Source organism: Mesorhizobium sp. B2-4-7, from assembly GCF_006442685.1.
Taxonomy (GTDB): Bacteria; Pseudomonadota; Alphaproteobacteria; order Rhizobiales; family Rhizobiaceae; genus Mesorhizobium.
Genome location: NZ_VFVH01000021.1, coordinates 1 through 2880, shown reverse-complemented (window position 1 = coordinate 2880; position 2880 = coordinate 1). Strand labels below are relative to the sequence as shown.

Here is a 2880-nt window from a genome sequence, read left to right as displayed (position 1 = left end):
ATCACAGCACCCGCTCGGGCGGGTTGGCGGTTTCGACAGCCGAGCGTCATTCCGGGTTTCGGATTGACGCTCGGCTTCTCGCTTGCCTACCTGACCCTCATCATCCTCATTCCGCTGTCGGGGCTGATCTGGCGCTCCGCGGCGCTCGGCTGGACCGATTTCTGGGCGATCGCCACCGACCGGCGCACCATCAACGCGCTCCGCATCAGCTTCGGCACCGCCTTTGTCGCGGCCGCCGTCAATGTCGTGTTCGGCACGCTGGTCGCCTGGGTGCTGGTGCGCTACCGCTTTCCCGGCCGCCGCATCGTCGATGCCATGGTCGACCTGCCCTTCGCGCTGCCGACGGCGGTGGCCGGCATCGCGCTGACCACGCTCTACGCACCCAATGGCTGGATCGGCAAGCTGTTGCTGCCGCTTGGGCTCAAGGTCGCCTACACCCCGCTCGGCATCGTCATCGCGCTGGTCTTCATCGGCCTGCCCTTCGTCGTGCGCACCGTGCAGCCGATCATGGAGGAGATCGACAAGGAGGTGGAGGAGGCCGCCGCCACGCTCGGCGCCAGCCGCTTCCAGATCGTCACCCGGGTGCTGTTCCCGGGCCTGGCGCCGGCCATCGTCACCGGCTTCGCGCTGGCCTTCGCGCGCGGCGTCGGCGAATACGGCTCGGTCATCTTCATCGCCGGCAACCTGCCCTACAAGTCCGAGATCGCGCCGCTTTTGATCGTCATCCGGCTGGAGGAGTACAATTACCCGGCGGCGACCGCCATCGCCGCGATCATGCTGGCCTTGTCGTTCCTGATGCTGCTCATCGTCAACCTGGCGCAGACATGGAGCCGCAAGCGCTATGGCTGATCCGGAGATCAAATCCTACGAGCCGCATCACGACAGCCGCTCGGCGGCGGTGACCGAAAGCCGCCCGGCGCAGGCCGTGCTGATGGCGATCGCCTTCGCCTTCCTCGGCATCTTCCTGCTGTTGCCGCTGATCATCGTCTTCAACGAAGCCTTCGCCAAGGGCGTCGGCGCCTACACCGAAGCGCTTGCCCATCCCGACACGCGCTCGGCGATCCGGCTGACGCTGCTGGTGGCGGCGATCTCGGTGCCGCTCAATGTCGTCTTCGGCATCTCGGCCGCCTGGGCGATCGCCAAGTTCGAGTTCAAGGGCAAGGCCTTCCTGACCACGCTGATCGACCTGCCGTTCTCGGTCTCGCCGGTCATCTCGGGCCTGGTCTACGTGCTTCTGTTCGGCGCCCAGGGGCTGCTCGGCGCCTGGCTGAAGGCACATGGCATCGTCATCCTGTTCGCCGTGCCCGGCATTGTGCTGGCCACCATCTTCGTCACCTTCCCCTTCGTGGCCCGCGAGCTGATCCCGCTGATGCAGGAACAGGGCAATGGCGACGAGGAGGCCGCGCTGTCGCTCGGCGCCAATGGCTGGCAGGCCTTCTGGTATGTGACGCTGCCCAACGTCAAATGGGGGCTGCTTTACGGCGTGCTCTTGTGCAATGCGCGCGCCATGGGCGAGTTCGGCGCGGTCTCGGTGGTGTCGGGCCATATACGCGGCCTGACCAACACCATGCCGCTGCATGTCGAGATCCTCTACAATGAATACAACGCCGTCGGCGCCTTTGCCGTCGCCTCGCTGCTGGCCGGCCTGGCGCTGGTGACGCTGGTCCTGAAGACACTGCTCGAGATGCGTTACGGCGCCGAGATCGCCGCGGCGCGTGGACATTGATGCATGTCGCCCAAAAGTGGAAACCGGTTTTGGGATAACGACATGCATGACCAAGGATTTGATGTCGCCCAAAAGCGGGAACCGATTTGGGATAACGGCATGCAGCCACTACAAAGGGACTGTTGATGGAAGTTCGCGTTGCCAATGTGCGCAAGGAGTTCGAGCGGTTTCCCGCGCTCCATGACGTGTCGCTCGACATCAAGTCGGGCGAGCTGATCGCGTTGCTGGGGCCGTCGGGCTCGGGCAAGACGACGCTGCTGCGGCTGATTGCCGGGCTGGAGCGGCCGACGCGCGGCAAGATCTTCTTCGGCGAGGAGGACGCCTCGCACAAATCGATCCAGGAGCGCAATGTCGGCTTCGTCTTCCAGCACTACGCGCTGTTCCGGCACATGACGGTCTCGGACAATATCGGCTTCGGCCTCAAGGTCCGGCAGGGCTCGACGCGGCCGCCGGCGCAGGAGATCCGCCGCCGCGCCTCCGAGCTGCTCGACCTGGTCCAGCTCTCGGGCCTGGAAAAGCGCTATCCGGCGCAGCTTTCCGGCGGCCAGCGCCAGCGCGTCGCGCTGGCGCGCGCCATGGCGATCGAACCCAAAGTGCTTCTGCTCGACGAGCCGTTCGGCGCGCTCGATGCGCAGGTGCGCCGGGAACTGCGCCGCTGGCTGCGCGACATCCATGACGCCACCGGCCACACCACCGTCTTCGTCACCCACGACCAGGAAGAGGCGCTGGAGCTTGCCGACCGCGTCGTGGTGATGAGCCAGGGCCGCATCGAGCAGGTCGGCACCGCCGACGACATCTATGACAGGCCGAACTCGCCTTTCGTCTATGGCTTCATCGGCGAATCGAGCTCGCTTCCCGTCAAGGTCGAGAATGGCGAGGTCTGGCTCGCCGATCGCCCGATCGGGCTGTCGGCGCCGGACGCCGCCAGCGGCAATGCCAGGCTGTACTTCCGCCCGCACGATGTCGAATTGCTGAGCGGCTGCTCTGGCTGCATCGCCGGCACGGTGGTCGCCAGCCGCCGCGTCGCCGGCACCCGCCGGGTGGAACTCGAGATCGGCGGCGAACGCCAGCGCGTCGAGATCGAGCTGCCCGTCGACCATCCCGCGGCGCAGAAGAGCCGGGTAGCGTTCCGCCCGGGCCGCTGGAAGCTGTTT

3 protein-coding genes are annotated in these 2880 nt (G+C 66.2%); all 3 read left to right on the top strand.

Annotated elements, in window-relative coordinates; genetic code table 11:
* Window positions 1–849 carry a sulfate ABC transporter permease subunit CysT gene (gene cysT, locus FJ946_RS30620; RefSeq protein ID WP_140568192.1) on the top strand — a complete coding sequence of 283 codons (849 nt, stop codon included), beginning with the start codon at window positions 1–3 and terminating at the stop codon, window positions 847–849.
* The gene (gene cysW, locus FJ946_RS30615) at window positions 842–1726 is read left to right on the top strand and encodes a sulfate ABC transporter permease subunit CysW (protein ID WP_140552357.1); all 885 of its coding nucleotides are present in this window, start codon (window positions 842–844) and stop codon (window positions 1724–1726) included. Before cysT ends, cysW begins: the two co-directional genes overlap by 8 nt.
* Before the next feature lie 125 nt (window positions 1727–1851).
* On the top strand, window positions 1852–2880 hold a 1029-nt coding region (locus tag FJ946_RS30610), incomplete at its 3' end, for a sulfate/molybdate ABC transporter ATP-binding protein (RefSeq protein ID WP_140568193.1).

What these genes read in the sequence shown, in the direction of transcription:
- cysW (WP_140552357.1), top strand. Translation starts at nt 842, where the DNA reads ATGGCTGATCCGGAGATCAAATCCTACGAGCCGCATCACGACAGCCGC.